The 26124-nt window shown below is 61.2% G+C and carries 20 protein-coding genes; 8 read left to right on the top strand and 12 right to left on the bottom strand.

The annotated features are described in order from the left end of the window. Position 1: 1 nt before the first annotated feature. The 8 genes from WI754_RS21145 to WI754_RS21110 form a co-directional block, all read right to left on the bottom strand. Positions 2-1162, bottom strand: coding sequence for a glycosyltransferase (locus WI754_RS21145; RefSeq protein ID WP_349435437.1), 1161 nt, complete (start codon positions 1160-1162; stop codon positions 2-4). After that, positions 1144-2391, bottom strand: a complete 1248-nt coding sequence (locus tag WI754_RS21140; RefSeq protein WP_349435436.1) for a glycosyltransferase — start codon at positions 2389-2391, stop codon at positions 1144-1146. Before WI754_RS21140 ends, WI754_RS21145 begins: the two co-directional genes overlap by 19 nt. A 7-nt stretch (positions 2392-2398) precedes the next feature. Beyond that, positions 2399-3607, bottom strand: a complete 1209-nt coding sequence (locus WI754_RS21135; RefSeq protein WP_349435435.1) for a glycosyltransferase family protein — start codon at positions 3605-3607, stop codon at positions 2399-2401. Positions 3608-3667: 60 nt separating this feature from the next. Further along, positions 3668-4843 carry an ABC transporter permease gene (locus WI754_RS21130; RefSeq protein WP_349435434.1) on the bottom strand — a complete coding sequence of 392 codons (1176 nt, stop codon included), beginning with the start codon at positions 4841-4843 and terminating at the stop codon, positions 3668-3670. Then, on the bottom strand, positions 4840-5838 hold the full coding sequence (locus WI754_RS21125) for an ABC transporter permease (protein WP_349435433.1): 999 nt from the start codon (positions 5836-5838) through the stop codon (positions 4840-4842). The genes WI754_RS21130 and WI754_RS21125 overlap by 4 nt, the downstream gene beginning before the upstream one ends. Positions 5839-5840: 2 nt before the next feature. Beyond that, on the bottom strand, positions 5841-7742 hold the full coding sequence (locus tag WI754_RS21120) for an ABC transporter substrate-binding protein (RefSeq protein WP_349435432.1): 1902 nt from the start codon (positions 7740-7742) through the stop codon (positions 5841-5843). After that, entirely contained in the window at positions 7739-9640 is a 1902-nt protein-coding gene (locus WI754_RS21115) for an ABC transporter ATP-binding protein (RefSeq protein WP_349435431.1), read from the bottom strand. The genes WI754_RS21120 and WI754_RS21115 overlap by 4 nt, the downstream gene beginning before the upstream one ends. Positions 9641-9886: 246 nt before the next feature. Continuing rightward, positions 9887-11239, bottom strand: a complete 1353-nt coding sequence (locus WI754_RS21110) for an adenylate/guanylate cyclase domain-containing protein (protein ID WP_349435430.1) — start codon at positions 11237-11239, stop codon at positions 9887-9889. Between the two features lie 267 nt (positions 11240-11506). On the opposite strand from WI754_RS21110, the gene WI754_RS21105 reads away from it, so the two are divergent. Continuing rightward, positions 11507-12850 carry a nucleotide sugar dehydrogenase gene (locus tag WI754_RS21105; protein WP_349435429.1) on the top strand — a complete coding sequence of 448 codons (1344 nt, stop codon included), beginning with the start codon at positions 11507-11509 and terminating at the stop codon, positions 12848-12850. Here WI754_RS21105 and WI754_RS21100 read toward each other — a convergent pair. Then, on the bottom strand, positions 12840-14018 hold the full coding sequence (locus tag WI754_RS21100; protein ID WP_349435428.1) for a DUF3095 domain-containing protein: 1179 nt from the start codon (positions 14016-14018) through the stop codon (positions 12840-12842). The genes WI754_RS21105 and WI754_RS21100 overlap by 11 nt on opposite strands. A 232-nt stretch (positions 14019-14250) precedes the next feature. Between WI754_RS21100 and WI754_RS21095 the strand changes: the two genes are divergently transcribed. Further along, positions 14251-14733, top strand: a complete 483-nt coding sequence (locus WI754_RS21095) for a class I SAM-dependent methyltransferase (protein WP_349435427.1) — start codon at positions 14251-14253, stop codon at positions 14731-14733. Positions 14734-14758: 25 nt separating this feature from the next. Here the strand turns inward: WI754_RS21095 and WI754_RS21090 are convergent, their stop codons facing one another. Continuing rightward, entirely contained in the window at positions 14759-15622 is an 864-nt protein-coding gene (locus tag WI754_RS21090) for an FkbM family methyltransferase (protein WP_349435426.1), read from the bottom strand. A 109-nt stretch (positions 15623-15731) separates the two neighbouring features. Further along, positions 15732-16895 carry a dihydrodipicolinate synthase family protein gene (locus WI754_RS21085; protein WP_349435425.1) on the bottom strand — a complete coding sequence of 388 codons (1164 nt, stop codon included), beginning with the start codon at positions 16893-16895 and terminating at the stop codon, positions 15732-15734. Between the two features lie 332 nt (positions 16896-17227). Here WI754_RS21085 and WI754_RS21080 point away from each other — a divergent pair, with 332 nt between their 5' ends. The 5 genes from WI754_RS21080 to WI754_RS21060 are packed head-to-tail and all read left to right on the top strand — an operon-like array spanning position 17228 to position 23179. Then, a complete protein-coding gene (locus WI754_RS21080) occupies positions 17228-18277 on the top strand; it encodes a LacI family DNA-binding transcriptional regulator (RefSeq protein WP_349435424.1) in 1050 nt (349 codons plus the stop codon). Continuing rightward, positions 18274-19275, top strand: a complete 1002-nt coding sequence (locus tag WI754_RS21075; RefSeq protein WP_349435423.1) for a Gfo/Idh/MocA family oxidoreductase — start codon at positions 18274-18276, stop codon at positions 19273-19275. Before WI754_RS21080 ends, WI754_RS21075 begins: the two co-directional genes overlap by 4 nt. A gap of 10 nt (positions 19276-19285) precedes the next feature. Continuing rightward, positions 19286-20899 (top strand): acyl CoA:acetate/3-ketoacid CoA transferase, encoded by a 1614-nt coding sequence (locus tag WI754_RS21070; protein WP_349435422.1) that lies wholly within the window; start codon positions 19286-19288, stop codon positions 20897-20899. After that, entirely contained in the window at positions 20892-21671 is a 780-nt protein-coding gene (locus WI754_RS21065) for an enoyl-CoA hydratase/isomerase family protein (RefSeq protein ID WP_349435421.1), read from the top strand. The genes WI754_RS21070 and WI754_RS21065 overlap by 8 nt, the downstream gene beginning before the upstream one ends. Further along, positions 21671-23179 (top strand): aldehyde dehydrogenase family protein, encoded by a 1509-nt coding sequence (locus WI754_RS21060; protein WP_349435420.1) that lies wholly within the window; start codon positions 21671-21673, stop codon positions 23177-23179. The genes WI754_RS21065 and WI754_RS21060 overlap by 1 nt, the downstream gene beginning before the upstream one ends. A 250-nt stretch (positions 23180-23429) precedes the next feature. Here the strand turns inward: WI754_RS21060 and WI754_RS21055 are convergent, their stop codons facing one another. After that, positions 23430-24458: a LacI family transcriptional regulator gene (locus tag WI754_RS21055; protein WP_349437906.1), complete on the bottom strand. Its 1029-nt coding sequence runs from the start codon at positions 24456-24458 to the stop codon at positions 23430-23432. Positions 24459-24864: 406 nt separating this feature from the next. On the opposite strand from WI754_RS21055, the gene WI754_RS21050 reads away from it, so the two are divergent. Further along, positions 24865-26082 (top strand): ABC transporter substrate-binding protein, encoded by a 1218-nt coding sequence (locus WI754_RS21050; protein WP_349437905.1) that lies wholly within the window; start codon positions 24865-24867, stop codon positions 26080-26082. Positions 26083-26124 lie beyond the last annotated feature (42 nt).

The following is a 26124-nucleotide window of genomic DNA, read 5'->3' as shown; positions in this document are numbered from 1 at the left end:
ATCAGAGGAGACCGCGCAGAATTTCCGCGGTGCGGTGCGCGCCATCGAGATCGAGCGTGTGCGGTGGACGGCCGGAAGCTGTGAGCGCCGATTCGATCGCCTGCGTCATGCTCGTCGGCGACAGCGCGTCCTCGGTCAGCATATGGGCGAGCCCCAGCTTTTCGAGGCGTTGCGCCCTGACCGTCTGTTCGGTTTCGCCACCGGCGGTGAAGGGGATGAGCAAGGGGTGGCAGCCGGCGCGCAGAATGTCGCAGACCGTATTGTAGCCCGCTTGTGACACAGACAGTTTGGCGCCCTTGAGAAGGCTCGCGAAGTCCGGGCGGAACCGATAAACGCTGACATGATCAGGCGCATCCGCCGAGATCGCATCGAAATCGGATTGCAGCAGATTGGGACCGGTGATCAAGGCCCAGGACAGGGGCTTGTCGATCGACTTTGCTGCTTCGAGGCCCGCGCGGATCAAGGCATTGCCGACTGCGCCGCCGCCGGCCGATACGATGATGTCGAAACGCTCCGTCGGTTCGGCGGGGGGCGGTGCTGCGACGAGCCCGGTGTAGACGACCTTGTCTGCGATCTCGGCGGCAAGTGGAAACGTATCTTCCAGCCGGGCGAAGGCCGGATCTCCATGAACGAAGACCCGGTCGAAATGCTGTTTCAACACCGCGACTGTTTCCTCGTCACGGCCGGGCTTGGAGCGCTCCTGCAGGATATCGCGCAGCGATGTCACAACCATGGGCTTGTCGTCCATCGTGGCGATTTCGTCGAGGAGCGGCAGAAGTTCGAAGCGGACCTGGCGGCGGCCGAAGGGAAAGGCTTCGACAATGACGATGTCAGGCCGGTTGTTCCGGAATGCCGTCAGCAAAAGATCGCGGCGGTTTGCCTTGAAGACGTCGCCGACCGGATTGCCGTTGCTATCGGCAAGCCCGGAAAAGCCCGCGTCGCCGGCGGTGATTGGCGGCAAGGCGACGTGATGCACATGCGGTCCCGGGAACCCGGTCACCGGGATGCCGCCTGTCACCACCGTTACGTCGAAGCCATCCGCGGCAAGCGCACCGGCAATGCGGCTGGCGCGTGCCAGATGCCCGATGCCGAGCAGGTGCTGGACATAGAAAAAGACGCGCGGCGACGCCGTCCGGTTGCTGGTCATTGCGCTGCCTGCCATTCGGTCTCGAAGAGGGTTTTCAGCTGGCGGATGCTGGTGTGGTGGTCGAATTCCCGGCGCACGGTTCTTTCCGCCGCTTCGCCCAACCGCTGACGCTGGGCTGGATCGCGAATGGCCTTTTCCAGGGCATGAGCGAAGGCTTGCGGGTCCTCCGGCGGTACGACCAAGCCGTTTTCGCCATCGACGAGCAATTCCGGTACGCCGGAAATATTCGTCGATATACAGGCCAGAGCCTGGCTCGATGCTTCGACCAGCACATTCGGCAATCCGTCGCGGTCACCATCTGCCGTGATGCGGCAGGCAAGGGCGAAAATGTCGGCGTTGCGGTAGTGCTGCAGAACTTCCGTTTGCGACAGGGACCCGTGCCAGACGACCTTGCCCGAAATGCCGAGTTCGACCGCCAGCGCCTGAAGCCGCTTCAGCTGTTCGCCACCGCCAATATGTTCAAACCGCCAGTTGAGATCGCTGGGCAGCAGGCTGAGCGCACGCAGCACAATGTCGAAGCCCTTTTTCTCAACGGCGCGGCCGACGCTCATGATCGTCACGGGCGCATCCGGCCGCGAGCCGTCAGAGGGTGACCGCACGCCGTCAAACGCGCCGAAGCGGCTGAGGTCCAGGCCGTGATAGCTCAGATGCACATGCGGCTTACCGCCGGCAAGATGCCGCAAATGCTCAAATCCGGTCTGCGTGCAGGTCACGGTCCAGCGCGTGCTGGCGAGCTTGCCAGCCAGTTCCCATTCCGGTGACGTCCAGATGTCCTTGGCATGGGCCGAGCACGTCCAGGCGATCCCCTTGATCGTGCTGGTGTAACGGGCAACGGAGGCCGGTGTGTGGATGAAGTGGGCGTGCAGCCATTCACCGCCCTTTGGCCATTCGGCAGCAAGAACCATTGCCTGGCCGAAGCGGCGAAGCCGGTTGCGTGTACGGTCGCGCCAGAGGTCGGACAGGAACGCCGGAAGGCAGCGCCAGAAACCGGGTTTCGCGAGACAGTGCGCGAAGGCGCGGGCGACCCGCAAAGGCTCTTGATGCAGATATTCCGGAAGATAGTGAACCGGCGCGCGGATTTCGTCGTGCACCGGATGGCGCTTCTTGTCCGTCGGGCGGCGCAGCGCCACCAGTGCCAGTTCGAAACCGGCCCTTTCCAATCCCAGCAGTTCCTGGGCGATGAAGGTTTCCGAAAGGCGTGGATACCCCTTCAGCACCACGACGATCTTGCGGCGTTGCGTCAAGGCGAAGTCATCCCTTCAGGACGGTCAGGTGCTCGTGTTCGCGGCGACCGAGCCATTCTCCGACGATCTGCGATATATTGGCAAGACCTTCAAGGGTCATGCCGGAAGCGCTTTTCGACGGCGGCTGTCGGTCCGGCAGGGCCTTGAGGGCTGCGGCAAAGCGCATGGGGTCTCTGGCTTCCTCCGGCAGGAGCATGTCGACCAGCCCGAGCTCGGCCGCGCGGCTGGCGCGGATCAGCTGCTCTTCGCGCGGCATGATGCGCGGTACGATGAGCGCCGGTTTGTCGAAGGACAGGATCTCGCAATAGGTATTGTAGCCGCCCATGGCGACCACGGCCTTGGCGCCGGCGATCAGCTCTTCCATCCGGTTATCGAATTCGATCACTTCGAGAGAGGGGATCTTCGCACATTTTGTGATCAGCTTGTGCCGCTGTTTCGCCGGCATGTAGGGGCCGAGCACGATCAACAACTTGTGCGTGAGCGTCGGATCTTCCTGATAGGCGTCGATCACGTCATGGATCAGGTCCGACCCGTCGCCGCCGCCGCCGGTGGTTACCAGGATGTAGTCGCCCTTCGGCTTGTGCTCGGACTCCACGTCAGGGGAGACGCTCCTCTGCAGGAAGCCGACGAAATCCATCTTCACCCGAACGTGCGGGGGGACGTCGAGACCGACGAGCGGATCGTAGAAATCCGGCGGACCATAGACCCAGATGTTGTCGTAGAACTGGCCGATCTTGCGCATCACGTCGTTGGCTTTCCACTCCGCATCGAGCAGATGCGGCGCGTCCATGACCTCGCGCAGGCCGAGAACCAGGGTCGTCCCCTGCTTTTTCAGATAGGCGAGGGTCTCTTCGACTTCGCCCTGCAGGCCCATCGGCTCCTTGTCGACGATGAAAATATCCGGCTGGAAGGTCTCGGCCGTGTGGCGGATGATCGACTTGCGCATCTTCAGCGTCTCGTGCAGGTCGATATGCCGGTCCATCGAGGTATATTCGCCGTTGCGCAGCTTGATGACGCTCGGGATTTTCACGAAATCGACGCGGGCCCGATAATCGAAGGCACCAGCGATGGTGGCGCCCGAGATGATCAGGATGTTGACGCCCCGATAATCCTCGACCAGCGAATGCGCGATGGTGCGACACCGCCGGAGATGACCGAGACCGAACGTGTCGTGGCTGTACATCAGAATCCGGGCGTCTTCGATCCGGCGGGTCATGAGCGGAGCCTCTTGTCTCCCCTCGCACTGCCCATCTTCCTCAGCATATCAGATTCCACTTCACTTATAGGGATCGGCAGCATCGCGAAGACCGTCGCCCAGGAAATTGAAGGCTAGAATCACGAGGATGACCGGAATGGTTGGAAACAACAGCCAGGGATAAAAAGCAATGACGCTGACGCTGCGGGCTTCCGTCAACAGGATGCCCCAGCTCGTGATCGGCGGACGAAGGCCCAAGCCCAGGAAGCTGAGCGCGGTCTCGCCGAGGATCATGCCGGGGATCGACATCGTCGCCGTTGCGATCAGGTGCGACATGAAGCCGGGCACGAGGTGGCGTCCGATGATGCGGCTCGAACCGGCGCCCATCAGCTGCGCTGCGAGCACGTAATCCTCTTCACGCAGCGCCAGCAGCTTCGAGCGCACGGCACGCGCGAGGCCCGTCCAGTCGAGCAGGCCAAGAATGGCTGTAATGCCGAGATAGATGAGGATCGGGCTCCAGGTCACCGGCATGATCGCGGCGAGCGCCATCCACAGCGGAATGCTCGGGATGGACTGCAGCACCTCGATGACGCGCTGGACAATCAGGTCGAAGACGCCGCCGTGATAACCGGCGAGACCGCCGATGACGATCCCGAGCACGAAGCTCATGGTGATGCCGAGCAGACCGATGGTCAGCGATATGCGGGCGCCATAGAGAATGCGCGACAGCACGTCACGACCGAGGCGGTCGCTTCCGAGCAGGAACATCTGCCCATCCTTGGCCGGGCAGAGCAGATGCTTGTTGGCTACGAAGAGGCCCCAGAACCGGTAGCTGTCGCCGCTGCAGAAGAATCGGATCGGTTCGACCCTGTTCACATCATCCGTATAGATGCGGCGCAGCGTGTCCATGTCGAGCGTCATGGTACGCCCGTAGACGAACGGTCCGACGAAATTGCCGTCATGGAAGAGATGAACCCGCTGCGGCGGCGAATGGATGAAATCGACGTTGCGCGTGTGCAGGTTATAGGGCGCCAGGAATTCGACGACGGTGATGATCGCGTAGAGAAAACCGAGGAAATAGAGCGAGAAAAGCGCCAGGCGATGTTTCTTGAATTTCCACCACATCAGCCGCGTTTGCGACGCCTGGTAGACGCGCGATTGTTCCTCGGTCATCACATCGACGGAATGCGGGTCGAAGGGCGCGGTCGATACGTAGTGCGCCAGCGGCGCGCCGGATTCGGGAAGGGATATCGTCACTTGGTGCTTCCACCTTGCAGTCTGATGCGCGGATCGAGGAAGGCGAGCGCGATATCCGATATCAGCACGCCGATCACCGTAAGGAACGCCAGGAACATCAGGAACGAGCCGGCAAGATACATATCCTGACTTTGCAACGCTTTTATCAGCATCGGGCCCGTTGTTTCGAGAGACAGAACGATGGCGGTGATTTCGGCACCGGAAATAATCGCCGGCAGGATCGAACCGATATCCGAGATGAAGAAGTTGAGCGCCATGCGCAGCGGATATTTGACCAGCGCACGGAACGGATGCAAGCCCTTGGCGTGCGCGGTCACGACATATTGTTTTTGCAGCTCGTCGAGCAGGTTGGCGCGCAGCCTTCGGATCATGCCGGCGGTGCCTGCCGTGCCGACGATCAGCACCGGGATCCACAGATGCTCCAGTATCGACTTCATCTTCTCCCAGCTCATCGGCTCGGCGAGGTATTTCTGGTCCATCAGGTGACCGATGGAGGTGCCGAACCAGATATTGGCAAAATACATCAGGATCAGAGCGAACATGAAGTTCGGAATGGCGATGCCGATCAGGCCGAGGAAGGTCAGCCCGTAATCGCCCCAGCTATATTGATGGGTGGCGGAATAGATGCCGATCGGGAAGGCGACCAGCCAGGTGAACAGGATGGTGACGAAGGAGACCAGCACGGTCAGCCAGAGGCGGTCGCCGACGACCTCGTTGACGGGAAGCTGGTATTCGAAGGAATAGCCGTAGTCGCCCTGCAGCATGCCGGCGACCCAATGGAAATAGCGCAGTACCGGCGGACGATCGAAGCCGTATTGCGCGCGCAGCTCTTCGATCTCCGCCATGTCCACGGCTTCGCCCTGGGCACGCAGTTCGGAGATGTAGCTTTCGAAATAGTCGCCCGGCGGCAGTTCGATAATGGTAAAGACCAGCGCGGAGATGATCAGCAGTGTCGGGATCATCGCCAGAATGCGCCAGAATATATAACGCAACATGATCAGCTAACCTCGCTACTGTACCAGAACGTATCCGGCATATAGACCCCGAGATAACAGGTCGGATCGAAGCCGTAGAGGCCCTTTTCGGGAATGTTGCGCAGATAGGAGGAGTGGAGCACCGGCTGAAGCGTGGCGTTGACGATGCCGATCGAAAATACGTTCTGAGTGTAAATAGCGAGCATTTCGTGCCAGATGCGCGTCCTTTCGGCGGTATCGACGGTCCCGCGCCATTCCTTCAAAAGTTCGACGAGCGCTGCCGCTTCCGGCAATTCCGGCGCATGGCCGTTTTGCCCGATGGAGAGATAGTGCATGCCCCAGACTGGCCACTGCAGTTGGTCGTCGGCGCTCGGAGCAAGCTGCGCCGGGTTCATATCCGCCGTCGGCACTCCGTTTTCGATGCCCGACCACATCGACATCATGATGTCGCCGCCCATCGCGCGGCTTCGGAAAACGTCGCGCTGCGACGTCTTGATGAAAAGCGAGAAGCCGATTTTCATCCAGTGATCCTTGATCAGTTCCAGAACATCGGTCTCGAGCGTGCTTTCACCAGCGGTCTCGATGACGATCTGCGCCTCGCGCCCATCCGGCAGGAGACGAATGCCAGCGCTGTTCCTCTGGACAAGGCCAACCTGGTCTAGCAGGGCATTGGCCTGGCCCGGATCATGGCTGGCCCATGCCGAGGCATATTCGGGCTTGAACAGCGGGCTTTCCGGAAGGATCGTGTCGGCGCTTTCCTTGCCGAGGCCATAGAAGCTGACCATGTTGATCTCGTGCCGGTCAATCGCGAGCGAAAGGGCGCGGCGCACGCGCACGTCCCAGAACAGATCACGCCACACCGTGTCACCGCAATTGAGGTTGGGCAACAGGGCGATGCGCGAGCCCTGCGTTCTCTTCCAGAGATTGACTTTGACTGGGTAGCGTTTTTCCGAGTCCTTGAAAAACGCATAGTCGGAGAAGTCGACGCCGGTTGATTGAAGGTCGCTCTCGCCCGCCCCCGTTTTGGCCGGGATGATTTCGGACGAGCTGATATTGAGCAGGAAACGGTCGATATACGGCAACTGCAGCCCGTTTTCGTCGACCCGGTGGAAGAACGGATTGCGCTCGAAGACGAATTGCTCTGCCGGCGGCGCAGTTCTGTTGACCCACGGATCGAGCGTCGGCAGATCAGGATTTTCAGGGCGGTATTGCCGTGACATCTTGATATGCAAATCGGCCCATTTCTTGGCGCGGTATTGTTTCATCAGCGCCGACAGACGGAATTCGTCCTGATATTTCTTGTGAAAATGCCGCATGTAGGCAGACGGCAGAAGCAGGATGATCGGGGATGCGGCTGCAAGACCTGGCAGGAAGTCCGGGTTCGGCGCGCTCCAGGTGTAGCGGACGGTCAATTCATCGAGAACCTCGAACACGGGTGGTTTTCCGTCGGCGAGAAGCTCGCGCTGAACGCCGCCCTTGCGCAGATCCTTGTCGAGGATCACATCTTCCCACGTGTAGCGGAAGTCCTCCGATGTCAGGTAGCTGCCGTTCGACCAACGATGGCCGTCACGTATCTTGAACGTGAAAATGCGACCTTCCTGAACATCGAAGCTTTCAAGGATATCCGGTTGGAATTGCAGGTTCTCGTCGTAGCCGACCAGGCGGGAATAGCCGTTGATCGTCATCAGCCGGATGTCCTTCTGGCTGCCGATCAGCATGCGGGCCGTACCGCCATATTTGCCGGGCTGCCGGCCCATGGCGGCGAGATTGACGCGGCGCGGATTTTTCGGAATCCTCTCGCTGAGAACCGGCAGTGTCTGCGCGCGCAGATAGGGTCGGAGAAAATCAGGCTCCGGTGTGGCGCGGCTGGTACCGGGTACCAGCACGGAGGCGAGCAGTCCAAGTGTCGTTCTGCGGGTAATCACGGTCGTAACTCCCTAACATCGGCGTTTCGCCGCGCAAGGACCAGATGGCCGTCGCCGAGATCGGCCGTCGACAAAGCGTCCTCATCGCCTTCATCGGAAAACTGTTTGCCCCAGCTGCGCTTGTCGGCGGCACCACTTGGATTGAGCATCGAAAAATCGAGCGGCCGGTCGAGATCGGGGAAGGGTACGGCAGCGAGGAGCGATTTCGTATAAGGATGGACAGGCGCACGCATCAGCGTCTCGCGCGGGGCGACCTCGACGATCCGCCCGCCGCACATCACGGCGATCCGGTCGGCCATGTAATCGACGACCGCGAGGTTGTGCGAGATGAAGAGGTAGGTGAGCCCCAGTTCCTTCTGAAGGTCCTTCAAAAGGTTGAGGATCTGCGCCTGGACGGAAACGTCGAGCGCCGAGACGGGCTCGTCGCAGATCAAGAGGTCCGGCCCGAGCGCCAGCGCCCTGGCGATGCCGATGCGCTGCCGCTGACCACCGGAGAAGCTGTGCGGATAACGGTTGAGATGACGCTCGTTGAGGCCGATCGCCTTGAGCAAGGCCTTGACCGTCTCTACGCGCGACTTGCCGCTGCCGCGTCCATGGATTTCGAGCGGCTCGCTCAGGATGTTCTGCACCGTCATGCGCGGCGACAGCGAGGAGACCGGGTCCTGGAACACCATCTGCACCTTGGTGCGCAGCGCCTGCAGGCCAGCACCTTCGGCATTCAGCACGTCGATCGGGCCATCGCTGCTGTTGAGCATGACCGCGCCTGCATCGGGCGTTACGGCGCGCATCAAGATCTTGCTGACCGTCGTCTTGCCGCAGCCGCTTTCACCCACCAGCCCGAGACATTCGCCGCGCATGATGTCGAAACTGACGCCGTCGACTGCCTTGATCGCGACCGCGGCATCCTTGGTCAGCCAGCTCGATTTGCGGGTGCTGAAGGTCTTGCTGATGTCGCGTACCGACAGCAGAACGTCGGGCTTGACGGGGTCGGCGCGGGCGACGAGCTTCTGCTTTCCGAGCAGGCTGCTGGTATTGACCGGTACCTCGCGCAGGGCTTTCAGCCGTTCCCCCGGCTTCATGTCGAAATGCGGCACGGCGGCCATCAGGCCCTTGAGGTAAGGATGCGAGGGCTTGCGGAAGATGGTCTCGACCGGCCCCGCTTCCATGATTTCGCCGTGATAGATCACCACCACCTCGTCGGCGACATTGGCAACGACACCGAGATCGTGGGTGATCAGGAGCATCGCCATGTTCAGCTTGGTCTGCAGCCCGCGCAGTAATTCCAGGATCTGCGCCTGGATGGTCACATCGAGTGCAGTCGTCGGCTCGTCGGCGATCAGAAGCGAGGGGTTGCAGATCAGCGCCATGGCGATCATCGCGCGCTGACGCATGCCGCCCGACAGTTCGAAGGGATACATGTCGAAGGCGCGCGACGGTTTGGCAAAGCCGACCAATCCGAGCATTTCCTCGGTGCGCTCGCGCCGTTCCCGGCCTGACTTGTCCGTGTGGATTTTCAGGGATTCGCTGATCTGGTTGCCGATCGTATGGAGCGGCGACAGCGAGGTCATCGGTTCCTGAAAGATCTTGCCGATACGATTGCCGCGCAGGTTGCGGATTTCCCGTCCGTCACGCGGCATCTGCAGAAGATCGGTCGGTCTTTCCCCGGTCGCGGGGTCGCAAAAGAGGATGCGGCCGCTGCAGCTTGCCGTCTTCGGCAGGATGCCCATCACAGCCTGGCTGATGACGGACTTGCCCGAGCCGGACTCGCCGACCAGAGCCGTTACCTTGCCCGGCAGCACGCGCAGGCTCGCCTTGCGCACGGCGTCGATCTGCCCGCCGAGCATCGCGAACGAGATACTCAAATCCTCGATCCGCAACAGGTCCGCGCCTGAATTCATGCCAGCAGGTGTCCTTGTTTCACGGCAGCTCGCGATCACGCAAGGCTCGCCTCCGGGTAGAGGCCCGGCTTCATCATAAGGAGACTATCGCACGGAATTTGGCCTGTCCATGACCTTCGGCTGGTAAAGTGTGCACGGATATAACTGTGGCGGCGAACAAAAAAATAGCAATCATTCGAACGGGATCGTGCTGTTCTATGTCCGCCAAGGCTATTGCCACGCGGGCTGCGCCAATAGCCTTGGCCTCTATTGCAACAGCTTGTTCCAGAGGAGGTCGCGCGGCTGCGCTTTCTTCTTGCTGTTGCGATAAAGCAGCATGACCTGCTCTGCCTCCGAGCGTGTCTCCAACGAGCGGCCCTGCATGGCCACGCCATTGTCCAGCTTCATGTTTTCGTCTCCGGGCAGAAGCACCGTGACCTTCTGACCCACGCCGCGCAGCTTCTCGTGGCCAAGCGTCACCCAATCACCGCCGCAATAGGTGGCGAAGGACTGGCTGGCGATGATTGGCCTGGAGTATTTTTTCGTCAGCCCCTGCAGACGCTCGACCTCGTTGACCGCGGCCCCGAAGGCGGAAAAGGTCAGGCGGTCGTTGAGGCCGACATTGCCGAACATGACGTTGCCGACATGCAATCCGATGCCGTATTTGACGTCGGCAAGGCCTTGCCGGCGCCGGCCGGCATTGAGTTCCGTCATACGCGCCGTTGCCTGGCGAACTGCCGCCATCGCTGCCAAGGCGGCGACTTGGGATGGTTCGCGATGACGGCCACAGGGATAGACGGCGAGAAAGCCGTCGCCGACGAAACTCAGGATTTCACCGCCGTTGCGGCTGAATGGCGTGGCGATTGCATCGAAGAACTGGTTGAGCGTGTCGATATAGACCTGCCTGCCTTCCTTCTCCGCAAGCACCGTCGATTGACGCATGTCCGCCATGACGAGCGCAGCGCGGATGGTCTCGCCATCGCCGCGGCGGGTCTGGCCCGACAGCACGCGCTTGCCGGCATTTTCACCGAGATAGGTGGTGAGCATATTGTCGGCGAGTTTACCGAGAACAGCCATCTTGGCTGCCACGGCCAGGCTGTTCTGGATGCGCAACAGAGCCTCTATGATGTTGTCGCTAAAGCCGCCGTGCGCGTCGGTGGACCAGGAGCCGATCATACCCTGGCCGGAGGTTTCGCCGAAGGATTGCACGAAGGCGATGTAGTCGGTGACGCCCATTTCCTTCAATTCGTCGAAGATCGGGAATTCGGACGGAGCTGTCGGATCGATCTGCCGGCGCAGGTGGTCGAGATTGTTGCTGAGCAGGTAGTAATAGGGGCTCAGGAGAAAACGATCGGGTTTGTCGTCGTTGGGGTCGGCGCGATAACCCTCGACGGTGACGCCCTGGCCACGCAGCCAGGTGAACCCCAGCGCATCGTAGAGGGGATGCAGCATCGAGAAGCTCAGGTGGACGCGATTGAGCGGCAAGCCGGCCGCTGCCAGCCTTTCGCAGAAGCCTGTCACCACCGTTTCGAGATTTTCACCGTTGAGGGCGGCCTGCTGCAGCCAGTTCGATACGCGGTCCAGCAGGTGAATGGAAACATTCGTCTCGTGGATGTTCATAGCGCTTCTTGCCGCTTTCTATAGGAAAATCCGACGGTTCGCCGATCCGGTATATGCAACCGCTTCTCGGTGGCCCGACGCTTGCCCTCGCTCAATATAGGAGGCGATATCGGTGAAACCAGATTGCGCGCCAACAATTTGGCAGACCGTTGCGTGTCCGGCCACGGCGCGATTAAGGCCGGTGCTTGACACCCGGTGATTTTATCCTCAACTGACCGGCATCAGCAAAGCCGCTTGCGCGTGCCACGATCAGCCGGGAACATGCATTTGACCGTCCTTTCCTCCTCAAGCGAAACCCTTCTGTCGAAGATCGCGGACCGTACCGCCCATGCCGGCGTGATCGGCCTCGGCTATGTCGGCCTGCCGCTGGCAATCACCGTCGCGCGCAGTGGATTTGCCGTCACGGGCTTCGATATCGACCCGGAGAAGATCGTCGCCATCGATGCCGGACGTTCCTATATCGAGGCGGTGCCGGACGCGGTTCTCTCCACGGAGACGGCTGAAGGCCGCTTCCGGGCGACGACAGATTTCGGCCGGCTTGCCGACTGCGACATCATCATCATCTGCGTGCCGACGCCGTTGACGAAATACCGCGATCCCGACCTTTCCTTCATTACCCAGACCTGCGACCGCATTGCCGAAACGCTGAAGCCCGGACAGCTGATCGTGCTGGAATCGACAACCTATCCCGGCACAACGGACGAGGTCGTGCGGCCCATCCTTGAGAAGACCGGATTGAAGTCGGCGCAGGATTTCTTCCTCGGTTTTTCGCCGGAGCGCGAAGACCCCGGCAACCGCGATTTCCACACGTCGAGCATCCCAAAGGTCGTCGCCGGTGATGGCGCCGAGGCGGCGAAATTGATGGAGGCTTTCTATGGCGCTGCCGTCCAGACCGTGGTGCCGGTGTCTTCAACGGCGACGGCCGAGGCCGTGAAACTGACGGAGAACATTTTTCGCGCCGTCAACATCGCGCTCGTCAACGAGTTGAAGGTCGTCTACGAGGCGATGGGCATCGACATCTGGGAGGTGGTCGATGCGGCCAAGACCAAGCCGTTCGGTTACATGCCGTTTTACCCAGGCCCGGGACTTGGAGGCCACTGCATCCCGATCGATCCCTTCTACCTGACCTGGAAGTCGCGCGAATACGAACTGCCGACTCGTTTCATCGAGCTTGCCGGCGAGATCAATTCGGCCATGCCGCGTCATGTCGTGGGGCGGCTCGCAGAAGCGCTCGACATTCATCTCGGCAAGGCGCTCAGCCGTTCGCGTGTTCTGCTGATCGGCCTTGCCTACAAGAAGAACGTGCCGGATATCCGCGAAAGCCCCTCGCTGAAACTGATCGAACTGATCGAGGAACGCGGCGGCAGCGCTGCCTATCACGATCCACATGTGGCCGAGATTCCGCGGACGCGCGAATACATGGCTCTGAAGGGACGGCAATCGGTGCCGCTCACCGAGCAGTCGGTGAAGGCCTTCGATGCGGTGTTGATCGCCACCGATCACGATGCGGTGGACTATGCCGGGCTTGCCCGTTGGGCGCCGCTGATCGTCGACACCCGCAATGCTTTCGCAAGACGGGGCATCGAAGGCCAGACGATCCTCAAGGCGTAACTGCGACGGGAGGTGCTGCGGATCCCTGTTTCTTCAGACGGCTGGCCGCGACCGCATAACCGCCCGCCGCACCGTCGATGAAATGCATGTGGTCGTGGCTGAGCGGCGTCGGCACGATGCAGGTCATCAGCGCCGAATCCTGCCGGTGCAGGCCGTAGCGGCAGACGCCGGCCTTGGCCGCTTCCTCCAGCCGCGCCTCGATAAGGCGTAGCCGTTCCGGATCGACGTCGATCGTCATTTTCAGGCCATCGTCGAACTTGCGAAAATCCGAATTGCGGGCGACCTCCCGCCGATATCTGCGCGGGTCGAAATTGCCGAGCGTCAGGCCGAGACGGTAGAGGCAAACGAGGAGCAGATATTGCCCGAGAATAAAAAGCCGGTGCTGGAGCCGTTTGCCCTTCGGGGCGGTTTTTGTCTCCGCCGACAACCCCGCTACGGACAAACCAATCTGCGGACCTTCCGCGGCAACCGGATGTCCGTCCCGCTCTTCGGCCGCGGCGAGCGCGACAACATCGGAAATCAGAGCTTGAAACGCTTCATTGTTGCCGGAGCCGGTCGGCACCGCGATGATCGAGACGATGTCGCCATGGCGCGACTGGATGGGGTTCCAGCGGCAGGAGAGGCCGGTCAGGTCTGGCCGCGCGCCTTCTGGTGCCGGCGGCACGGCAAACAGGCCCTCCTTCATGCGGGCTTCCGCCCAGCTCGAGCCGCCGCCGGCGAACATTGCATAGGAGATGTTCGGGTTGACCTGAAAGCGCGCGACGCGCACTTCGAGACCCGCAGTATTGACATCGCCGACGGGAACGAGGGCAGCACGAAGCGTCAACTGCAGTTCTTCCGTGACCCATTTTTGCACGGCCGAGAGGGCAGCGCGCGCTTTTTCCACCCCCGAGGGGGGAACCGCGACCAGCGCGCCGTCGCCGCCGAAGACGAAGGGAAGGTCATGTTTGCCGAGCGCATTCAAGATCGCCGAGATGACGCTGGCGCCCGCCATGTTGACGGCCTTGTAGCGCCCCGCCTCGATCGCGCCGGTCGAATCGACGATGTCGGCGGTTGCCAGCGCCCAGTCGGCAGGCAGCGCCCGGTAGTTGCTGGCGTCGGCAACGCCTTCGAACTCGACGAAGACCGGAAGCGTACTGAAGAATGTTTCGCTGGAAAGCTGGCTCATGCCGTCAGGCTAGCATATTCGCGCAGGGCAGGCGACGGCGGTTTGACGATCGAGCATGTCAAAAATGTGCGGATGCGAGCGGGCTTGCGGCATCCCGCCGCGTGGTTGAAATAGCAGCCTATTTCAAGCCACTGCGGTCGACCGGTTGCGCAACCTCGTGTTAAGCGGGACAACCCGCATGATTTGGCCCGCATGATTTGGCCGCTGATTTGGAATGGATGGACAGTATTAGATGAGCCGCCTCGATAGTTTTATCTCGCGCATGCAGTCGCAGCGCGCTGTTCTCAACCATATCAAGGACAACTCGATGGTTGCGCCCGATGGCGTGATCCTGGAAATCGGGCTCGGAAACGGACGGACCTATGATCACATCCGCGAGCTGTTTCCAAACAACCGCATCATCGCTTTCGATCGTGCCGTCGGCTCTCATCCCGATTCGACGCCGCCGGAGGCAGATCTCATCCTCGGCGATATCCGGGAGACGATCGAGCAGTTTGCCGGAAAGGAAATTGCCTTTGCGCATGCCGATATCGGTACGGCCTATCCGGAAAAGGATGCCCATACGCTGACCTGGCTGCCGCAATCGGTCGCCGCAGCGCTTGTCTCCGGCGGCATCGCTGCAAGCGGCCTGCCGCTCGACCATGCCGCGCTTGAGCCGCTGCCGCTTCCTGCCGGCGCCGAGCCGGGACGGACCTATTTCTACCGGAAGAGCTGATCGGGTCAGGCGACGTCTTTCGCTCTCAAGGCAGGAGCAGGACGTCGAACTGTTCCTGTTCGACCGGCATTGCCGTCACCTTCATCTCCACCTGCCGGTCCTCGAAGAAGATGATGCAGTTCTCGTAGAATTGCGCGAGATGATCGATGAAGGCCTTTGATCCGTCAGCTCCATAGAAGACTGGCGAAAACTCCATATAGAACGGCACACGGCGCTCAAGCAGCGGCTGCATCGAGCGGGCCGCGACCGGCTCGTATCCCTCGATATCCATCCAGATCAGCCCGATCTCCTCCGGCGCAACGGCCGCTTCCGCGAGGATGGCGATGACGGGTTTTACCGGAACGGTGATCGCGGTGTCCTGGTCGCTCTGGCGCAGGGCGCTGCTCTTGCCGTGATTGTCGCGGTGCAGGAAGAAATCGAGCGCTCCTTCGCTTTCGCCGGCGGCGCTGTTGATCGCGGTGATGCGCTCACCAAAGCCGTTCTGGTCGATGTTTGTCCGCAACAGTTTGAAATTGCGTGGATCGGGCTCGACGGTCAGGATGTGCCTGAACGCCCGGCTGAGGGCAAAATAGATGGTTTGGGTGCCGATGTTGCCGCCGAGCTCCAGCAGAACTGTATCCTGCCTCAACAGGTCGCGCTTGCGCAGGATCGCCAGCAGGCGATCGACGTTCTCGCGCTCGAAATGGCCCTTGCGATAGATTTTCCGGCCGATGTAGTCGTGCGGCGAGAAGGTCATCAGATGGTCGCCACAATCGGCAGTCATCGCCAGTATGTTCGGGCTGACAGAACTGACGAGCATCTCGCGACCGGGGCGGGTGCTTAAGATGCGTCTTGCGACGCGGTTGCGCCATTTGCGCAGTCGCCGCTTCCAGGGTTTCATCGCAGCCATGCCTTCGCCGTCTCCCGCATTTTCTTGTCCCTCTTCAACACGAGATCGGGCGAGAAATGAAGGCGTTTTCTGCGAAAAGACGGCAACAATCGCGGGGGTCTGAGAGAAGTCAGAACCCTTGAGTGACGAGAAAGGCCTTCATTCTCTCCATGGCCAGATCCGGCTTGTCGAGCACATTGGCGTTGTCGGCAAGACGGAAGATGTCGACATAGTGCAGCACGCCGCGGGCCGATTGCATGCCGGCCGGCATGGTGAAATGCTTCTGGTGGCCGTTCAGCCAGGCGAGGAAGACGACGCCGGCCTTGTAATACTGCGTCGGCGCCTCGAAGATCTTGCGCGAGAGCGGCACGGTCGGCTCGATGACGCTGCGGAACGTGGCAAGGTCGCCTGCTGCCAGCGAAGCCAACGCCTTCGATGCCGAGGGTGCGACGGCATCGAAAATGCCGAGCAGGGCGTGGCTGAATTTGCGGCCATCGCCTTCGATCAGTTCGGCGTAGTTGAAATCGTCGCCGGTGAAGCAGAGCACGCCGTCCGGCAGCCGGTTGCGCAGCGCGACCTCATAGGCATTGTCGAGCAGCGATATCTTGATGCCTTCGACCTTGGTCCTGTTCTCCTCGATGATCGATAGGACGGTATCAAGGGCGGCATTGAAATTTTCCGAACCCCAATAGCCTTTCAGCTGCGGATCGAACATGTCCCCGAGCCAATGCAGCACGACCTTGTCCTTCGTCTGGCGAAGAATGTTGCCGTAGACCTTGCGATAATCATCCGGCGATCTGGCAACATGGGCCAGCGCCCGGCTTGCCATCATGATCGACCGGCCGCCTTCCCGTTCGACGAAGCTTATCTGTGTTTCATAGGCGCGGATGACATCGTCCAACGAGCGCGCGTCGGCCGGCGAGAGATGGTCGGTGCCGGCGCCGCAGGCGAGATCGGCGCCCGGGACGCTGCGTGCCTCGGCCAGCGAGCGGCGGATCAGTTCCTGCGCGCCGGCCCAGTCAAGGCCCATGCCGCGTTGTGATGTATCCATCGCCTCGGCGATCTTGAAGCCCAGCGCCCAAAGATGATGCCGGAACGCCATGGTTGCGTCCCAATCGATGGCGGGGCGGTTCCAGGGCTGCAGATCGGCCAGCGGATCGGACACGACATGGGCGGCGGCATAGGCGATACGATTGAAGGTCGGGACTGCTGCGGGCCGCGCGATCGGGGTTCCGACAGGGCGGTAAGACTCAAGCGAGCCATCGGCGCGCGGCAGCGACAGGGTGGCGGACATGCAGGCTCCTCCTCGGATGTTGCAAGCCGAATAATTTAGATCGTTCCAAATTTCAAGAGGTAATTTGATGCCGATATCGTGCTGCGACGCGCTCAGTGAGGGGTGCCGACCTCTTCGTTGTGAGTTCATATAGGCCAATTTTTCCCCACAATTCTAGATATAATTGATGAAAATCAAATAGATGGACGGTGTGCGGCTTGCCTGAGAGTTCGGCTGATAACGGATCGCCAGCCTTGCGGGTGCATTTTTCACGAAATCTGCTTGACAAATTTGGAACGTTCCAATTATCTAATAACAGATGTTGAGGCGAAAGACCTCGCTGGGAGGAGAATGTGGGTAAGGAACGGGTCACGGTCATCGATATTGCGCGCGCCGCCGGCGTGTCGAAGTCGACCGTGTCGCTCGTGCTTCAGGCAAGCCCGCTCGTCAACGAGGGGACCCGCGCCAAGGTCAATGCGGTCATCCGGGATCTTGGCTATGTCTATAACCGCGGCGCGGCCAATCTGCGCCAGTCCAATGCCAAGTCGAAGATCATCGGCATTGTCGTCAACGACCTGACCAACAGCTTCTTTGCGGAGCTTGCCGTTGGGGTCGACATGGTCGTGCAATCGGCCGGCTATGTTCAGTTCCTCGCCAATACCGCCGAAAGCCTCGATCGCCAGCGCGAGGTCATATCCTCGATGCGCGAACACGGTATTTCCGGCCTGATCCTATCGCCGGCGCGTGGCACTGAGGCTGCCGACCTGAAGTCTCTGGTGGCGAGCGGTATTCCGGTGGTCAACGTCGTCCGCCAGGTCGCGGGAGCCAAGGTTTCGTCACTGGTTTCGGACAATCATGCCGGCACGCGCGAAGCCGTGCGGCATCTTGCCGGGCTCGGTCATCACCGCATCGCCTTCCTTGGGGGCTTTCCCGATACGGCGGTCTTTCATGAACGGCTGGAAGGCTATCGCGATGCGCTCTCGGATATGGATCTCGCTGTTCATGATGAGTTGGTCATCAGTTCCGCGCCGTCGCGGGCAGGCGGTGTCGCGGCTATCGAGCGGGCACTGCTGCTGCGCGAGCGACCGACGGCGGCGGTCTGCTTCAACGATGCGGTCGCCTTCGGTGTCTGCGACGGGTTGCGTGCCCATCGTCTCGATCCGGGCGAGGATTTTGCCGTCATCGGCTTCGACGACGTGATCGAGGCGCAGACGGCGGTGCCGGCGCTGACGACGGTTTCCGTCGATCCGCAGGGGATGGGCCGGCGGGCTGCGCAGTTGCTTTTGAAGCAGATCAATGCCGGACGGGTCGATGCCGAGGCGATCGTCAGTTCGGTGCGGCTCGTCGTGCGCCAGAGCTGTGGCGCCGCGACCGACAAGAGGGAAAGGCTATCTCTGTTATGACACATTGGGGTTTGATCGGGGCAAGCACGATTGCCCATGAGTGGGTGATCGACGCGATGCGCGCCGTCGGTGGTGAGGTCGTTTCGGTGATGAGCACTAGCGCCGAGCGCGGTGCGGCCTATGTGCGCGATCATGGCATTGCCAAGTCGGTGACCAGTGTTGCCGATCTCGTAGGCGATCCCAATGTGCAGTCGGTCTACATCTCCACCACCAACGAGCTGCACCGCGACCAGGTCATCGCCGCGGCGAGGGCCGGCAAGCATATTCTGTGCGAAAAACCGCTGGCGATGTCGATCGAGGACGCACATGCGATGGTGACGGCGGCTCGTGACGCCGGCGTCGTCATGGCGACCAATCATCACCTGCGGGGTGCTGCGACCCATCGCGCCATGCGCGACGCGATCGCCGCCGGGACGATCGGCAAACCTCTGGCGGCCCGTGTCTTTCACGCGGTCTACCTGCCGCCGCATCTGCAGGGCTGGCGCCTCGACAGGCCTGAGGCCGGCGGCGGCGTCATTCTCGATATCACCGTGCATGATACTGACACGCTGCGCTTCGTGCTCGGCGACGATCCGGTCGAGGCCGTTGGTTTGGGCCAGTATGGTGGGATGGCGAAGGCAGGGCTGGAAGACGCTGCGATGGGCGTGCTGCGATTCAAATCCGGGCTGATCGCACAATTCCATGACGGCTTCACCACGAAATACGCAACGACTGGCTTCGAGGTACATGGGTCCGAAGGCTCCCTGATCGGCCGCGACTGCATGACCCAGAAGCCGGTCGGTACGGTCACGTTGCGCAACATGGATGGCGAGACCGAACTGTCGCTTGATCACCGCAATCTCTACCAAAACACGCTCGTCGCCTTCGACGAGGCGATCGCGGGCAGGGGCAAGCCGCTCTGCAGCGGCGAAGACGGTATCTGGTCGCTGAGCACGGGCCTTGCCGTCATGCAGGCAGCGGCAAGCGGCGGCACCGTACGCATCGAAACCGGACTTTGAGACGAGACTGATGAGCAAGCATATCACCCCAGCTGAAGCCGCCTCCCTGATCCCCGATGGCGCGACCGTTTCCGTGTCGTCGTCGAGTGGGCTGGGCTGTCCGGACCTGATGCTGAAAGCCATTGGCGAACGGTTCGACGCAACCGGCCATCCCCGCGATCTGACGACGCTGCACCCGATCGCCGCCGGCGACATGAGCGGCATCAAGGGTGTCGACTACATCGCCAGGAAGGGCTTGCTCAAGAAGATCATCGGCGGCTCCTATCCCTCCGGCCCTTCAACGGCCGAGCCACCGCTGATCTGGCAGATGATCGGCAGTGACGAGGTCGCGGCCTACAACATTCCCTCCGGCGTGCTGTTCGACATGCACCGGGAGGCGGCGGCCAAGCGTCCGGGCGTCTTGACCAAGATCGGCCTCGATACCTTCGTTGACCCGTCGCGCCAGGGCTGCGCGATGAACGCTTCGGCGGCTGCCGAACCGGTGGTCAGGAAGATTGAATTCGAGGGCGAGGACTGGCTCTATTTCAAGGCGATCGTGCCGCAGGTGGCGATCATCCGCGCCACGACGGCGGACGAGCGCGGCAATCTGACCTATGAGCATGAAGGCGCGTACCTCGGCGGCCTCGATCAGGCTTTGGCTGCACGCAATAATGGCGGCATCGTCATTGCGCAGGTCAAGCGCATCACCAAGTCCGGTTCGCTGAAGCCCCATGACGTGCGCGTGCCCGGCATGCTGGTGGATTATGTCGTCGTCGATCCGGACCAGAAACAGACGACGCTGACGGAGTACGACCCGGCCATTTCCGGCGAAATCTTCCGACCGCTCGACACGTTCCGCGTGCCGGAATTCAACATCCAGAAGGTCATCGCCCGCCGCGTTGCCCAGGAGCTTCAGGGCGGAAGCTGCGTCAATCTTGGCTTCGGCATCTCGGCCAACGTGCCCCGTATCCTGCTCGAGGAGGGTCTGCACGGTTCGGTCACCTGGGTGATCGAGCAGGGTGCGGTCGGTGGCGTGCCGCTCTTGGATTTTGCTTTCGGCTGCGCCTCGAACGCCGATGCCTTCATGCCGTCGCCCTACCAGTTCATATACTTCCAGGGTGCAGGCTTCGATGCCTCGCTGCTCTCCTTCCTCGAAATCGGCAGGGACGGCTCGGTGAATGTCTCGAAACTTTCCTTCCGGCCGCACGTAACGGCGGGGGCGGGCGGTTTCGTCGATATCACGGCGCGGGCGAAGAAGATCGTCTTCTCGGGCATGTTCAATGCCGGCGCAAAACTTTCGATGGCCGACAGCAAGCTGGTGATCGAGAAGGAAGGCAAGCTGAAGAAACTGGTCAACGAGGTCGAGCATGTCACCTTCTCCGGCCGCCGCGCCGTCGAGCAGCGTCAGGACATCACCTATGTTACCGAGCGCTGTGTGATGAAGTTGACGCCGGAAGGCATCATGCTGACGGAAATCGCGCCCGGCGTTGATCTGCAGACGCATATTCTCGATCAGTCCGAGTTTCCGCTGATCGTATCCGACCGGCTTAAAGTGATGGACGAGGCCCTGTTCCACGAGGCGCCGATCGGCCTGACGCTGCCGCAAAAGCCGGTGCGGAAACTGGAAGGAGCGTCGGATGCCTGATGCTCGGATCAAGATCGAGATCGACGATGCGATCGCCGTCCTCACCGTGGCGCGGCCGGAAAAGCTGAATGCCTTTGACATCGACATGCTGAAGGCGCTCTCCGCGGCCTGCGATACGGTCGAGGCTGACGCCAACGTGCGTGTCGTCATCCTGACCGGCGAGGGCAAGGCCTTTTCCGCCGGCGGCGACATCAATGCCTGGGGGGCGATGAGCCCGAACGAGTTCGGCCATCAATGGGTGCGCTTCGGCCACCGCGTGTTCGAGCGTCTGGCGACCCTGCGTATGCCGGTGATTGCGGCGATGAACGGTCACGCGCTCGGCGGTGGGTTGGAACTGGCGGCGGCTGCCGACATCCGCATTGCGGAAGTGCAGATCAAGATTGGGCTGCCGGAAACCGGTCTCGGCATGGTTCCGGGCTGGTCGGGCACGCAGCGCCTCGTCAAGCGCTTCGGCGCACAGGTGGTGCGCCGCATGGTGCTCGGCGGGGAGATGTTTACTGCCGAGGAGGCGAGGGCGGTCGGGCTGGTCGATGCGGTGGCGGAGACCGGCAGGGTGATGGCGGTGGCGAAAGATTATGCTGGCCGCATCGCCAAGCGCGGCCCGGCGGCACTGGAAATCTGCAAGCTGATGATCGCTTCGGCCAATGGCGAGGACAACGGAACGGCCGTCGAGGCGCTGGGGTCGATGCTGGCCGCCAAGACCGGCGACATGAAGGAAGGCGTTGCGGCTTTTGCCGGCAAGCGTCCCGCGCAATTCAAGGGAGAATGGTAATGACGGTATTGGTGAAGCCCAAGGCGCTGACGGACGCGAAGGTGCGCGACTTCCAGATGCTGATCGACGGCAAATGGGTGAACGCGACCGAGGGCAGGACGCTGGAGCGCGTGGCGCCCGGCCATGGCGTGACCGTCAGCCGCTACCCGGCTGCGACAAAGGCGGATGCCGAACGGGCAATTGCCGCTGCGCGAAAAGCGTTCGACGATGGCCCGTGGCCGCGCATGACGGCATCGGAGCGTTCGTTGATCCTGCTCAAGGCCGCCGACATGATCGCTGCCCGCGCCGATGAGCTGGCGTACCTCGATTGCATCGAATCCGGCAAGCCGATCAGCCAGGCCAAGAGCGAACTCGGCGGTGCCGCCGATATCTGGCGCTATGCGGCCGCTCTTGCCCGCGACCTGCATGGGGAGAGCTATAACACGCTTGGCGACGGCACGCTGGGCGTCGTCCTGCGCGAAGCGATCGGCGTCGTCTCGATCATCACGCCGTGGAATTTCCCCTTCCTGATCGTCAGCCAAAAACTGCCTTTCGCCTTGGCGGCCGGTTGCACCACGGTGGTCAAACCGTCCGAGCTGACATCGGGGTCGACTCTCGTTCTCGGCGAAATCCTCGAGGCCGCCGGCATTCCGGCAGGCGTCGTCAATATCATCACCGGCACCGGCCCGGATGTCGGCGCAGTGATGACCAGCCACCCGGATGTCGACATGGTCTCCTTCACCGGCTCGACCGGCGTCGGCAAGCTGACGATGACCAATGCGGCGCAGACCCTGAAGAAAGTCTCGCTGGAACTCGGCGGTAAGAACCCGCAGATCGTCTTTCCGGATGCCAATCTCGACGATTTCATCGACGCTGCGGTGTTCGGCGCCTATTTCAATGCCGGCGAATGCTGCAATGCCGGTTCGCGGCTGATCGTCCATCGCGATATCGCAGCCGAAGTGACGCGCCGCGTTGCCGAGCTTTCGGCCAAGGTCAAGGTCGGCGATCCGCTCGATCTGTCGACGCAGGTCGGCGCCATCATCACGCCGCAGCATCTGGAAAAGATCGTCGGTTATGTCTCGGCGGCGGCCGGCGATGGGGCAACCGTGTCGCACGGCGGCGCAGCACTCGATCTAGGCTCCGGCCAATTTATGTCGCCGACCATCCTGTCTGCAGTGACGCCGGATATGGCTGTGGCCCGTGAAGAAGTCTTCGGGCCGGTGCTTTCGGTTCTGAGTTTCGAAACGACCGAGGAAGCGATTCGCATCGCCAACTCCATCGACTACGGCCTCTCGGCTGGCGTCTGGAGCCGCGATTTCGACACGTGCCTGACGATCGGCCGCAAGGTGCGGGCCGGAACGGTGTGGATGAACACCTTCATGGACGGCGCTTCCGAACTGCCCTTCGGCGGCTACCGCCAATCCGGCCTCGGGCGAGAACTCGGCCGCCATGCGGTGGAGGACTATACCGAAACCAAGACGCTCAACATGCACATCGGCGGCCGCACCGGCTGGTGGATGCCGCGCTGATCAAGGGAAGAGAAAGGAGGTCATGATGATATTCCAGTTGAAACAGAATTCGGGTGTGACCTCACACTCCGTTATTGATTGCGCAAATGCGTCCGAAATCGGGGAAGCTAACCCCCCTCTGTCACTTCGTGACATCTCCCCCTCAAGGGGGAATATCGTTCTTTTCCCTTATGGCCACAGGGCTTGCGACCAATCTCCCCCCTCGAGGGGGAGATGTCGGCGTCGCCGACAGAGGAGGGTAAGTTCGGCACTAAGCAACTCGGCCTCCGCCTTCCGGTGCCGGAAAGTTGATCTGCGGCGTGAGCAGCACCTGCATATCGGTCGTTTCGTCGCCGGCGATCCGCGCGAGAAGAATTCGTCCCATCTGCTCGCCGGTATCCGTCAGGTCTTCGTAGATGGTCTCGACCTTTGGCTGGATGTTGATCAGCAGTTTCGACGTCTGCTTGGCGACGATGTCGTATTCGACGCCAAGCGTCAGGCCATGGTCGCTCATGCCGGTGATGGTCGCAAGCGCGGAGACTTCGCCGCCGCAGGCAAAACCATCGGGGGCATCGGGCTCGCCGGCGCGGCGGCTGATATAGTCACGGATCTGGTCGACGGGACAGTCGAGGTCGATCCCGGTGGGGATCTCGTAGGCCACGCCCGCCTCGCGAACGGCGGTCATGAACCCGTGCAGCAGGTGCTGCGCGAAGGTCATGCGCTTCGGCGGCAGGATGATCATCGGCCTGCGGCGGCCGCGGGCGATCAACCGCCTGGTTGCCTCGTAGGCGAACGAGAAATTGTCGTAATCGACGTAAGGATGCGGCGCGGAGAACTCGGTTCGCCCGTGGGTGACGAAGGGAAAATCGTTTTCGAGCAGAAGGCGCACTCGCGGATCGAAGGGCTCGGTGCGGGAGAAGATCAGTCCGTCTGCCATGCCGTTGCGGACGATATGCCTGATTGCATCGACATTGCTGTCATTGATGAAATTCGGCGTGACGATCAGGTGGTAGGGCGTGTTCTTGAGCGCCTTGGCAAGGCCGAGCATCAGCGACGTGCCGTAGCCGAGGATTTCCTCGTGCGGATCGAGAAGCACACTGATGACGTTGGTTCGGCCGGTCTTCAGCCGCTGGGCAGCACGATCCGGCAGATAGCCGATTTCGGCCGCAACCTCGTGAACGCGCTTGCGGGTATCGAGCGAAATCTGCGGTGCATTGCTCAGAGCGCGCGACACGGTCGTCACGGCAAAGCCGGTGATGTCGGCAATCGTGCGCAGGGTCGGCTTGCCGCTTTTCCGCATGCTTTCAGAAGGGGCGGATTTGGGAGTGTCAGCCAATGAAATACTCCCCTGAGGCGATGACAGGACGCTTTTGTAACGCGGGACGAACGGATGTGCAACGCGTTTGTGCAAACGTTTTAAATCATACTTATCGTGGTTTTTTGCTGCAGTGCGAAATCGGTGAAATGGCCTATAATCATCCAAATTCAGTATGTTAAGGCTATTGATGTGGAGATTGTGAGCAGCGCTTGACTTGATGTAACTTATAACGTTTTAAATGTGCCAGCGGTGGGAGCCGCGACCAATTGCTTCCCGTTTTGAGACGGGACGGCATTCAACGGCGGGGAGGAGTTTCCCGCTTTTACGACTTGCAAACGGGAGGATTACGATGCGCAAGTTTTTGACGACGACGGCAGTGGCAGCGATCATGATGGGCAGCATGGCGGGCGGTTCGGCCGTCCATGCCGCCGAGAGCGTTGAAGTTCTGCATTGGTGGACATCGGGCGGCGAAGCGGCTGCTCTGGACGTTCTGAAGAAGGATCTGGAAAGCAAGGGCATTTCCTGGACCGATATGCCGGTTGCCGGCGGCGGTGGCACGGAAGCCATGACCGTGCTTCGCGCCCGCGTCACCTCGGGCAACGCCCCGACGGCCGTTCAGATGCTCGGCTTCGATATTCTCGACTGGGCCAAGGAAGGCGCACTCGGCAATCTCGACGACACTGCCGCCAAGGAAGGCTGGGACAAGGTCATCCCGACTGCCCTGCAGCAGTTCTCCAAATATGACGGCCACTGGATCGCCGCGCCGGTCAACGTTCACTCCACCAACTGGGTGTGGATCAACAAGGCAGCGCTGGATAAGGCAGGCGGCAAGGAGCCTCAGAACTGGGATGAGCTGATCGCTCTCCTTGACAACTTCAAGGCTCAGGGCATCACCCCGGTGGCGCATGGCGGTCAGCCCTGGCAGGACGCGACGATCTTCGACGCTGTCGTGCTCTCGCTTGGTACCGATTTCTACAAGCAGGCCTTTATCGATCTCGACCCGGCAGCTCTTGGCGGCGACAAGATGAAGGAAGCCTTCGATCGCATGACCAAGCTTCGTTCCTATGTGGACGACAACTTCTCCGGCCGTGACTGGAACCTCGCTTCCGCCATGGTCATCGAGAACAAGGCCGGTCTGCAGTTCATGGGCGACTGGGCCAAGGGTGAATTCGTGAAGGCCAAGAAGGTGCCGGGCACCGACTTCGTCTGCATGCGCTTCCCGGGCACTCAGGGGTCCGTGACCTTCAACTCCGACCAGTTCGCAATGTTCAAGGTTTCCGAAGACAAGGTGCCAGCGCAGCTGCAGATGGCGTCGGCGATCGAAAGCCCGACCTTCCAGTCGGCTTTCAACGTGGTCAAGGGTTCCGTTCCTGCCCGCACCGATGTTCCGGACACGGATTTCGATGCCTGCGGCAAGAAGGGGATCAAGGACCTGGCGGAAGCCAATGCCAGCGGCAAGCTGTTCGGTTCCATGGCGCACGGCCATGCCAACCCCGCATCGGTGAAGAATGCGATCTACGACGTCGTCACGCGCCAGTTCAACGGTGAGCTGTCTTCGGAAGATGCCGTCAAGGAACTGGCTTCCGCTGTCGAAGCCGCCAAGTAAGCCGTCGTTCACCGGCGTCTGACTTTGCCCCTCAGCCGGCCC

The organism is Pararhizobium sp. A13 (genome assembly GCF_040126305.1).
Classification (GTDB): domain Bacteria; phylum Pseudomonadota; class Alphaproteobacteria; order Rhizobiales; family Rhizobiaceae; genus Pararhizobium.
This window is presented reverse-complemented; position numbering and strand designations above follow the sequence as displayed.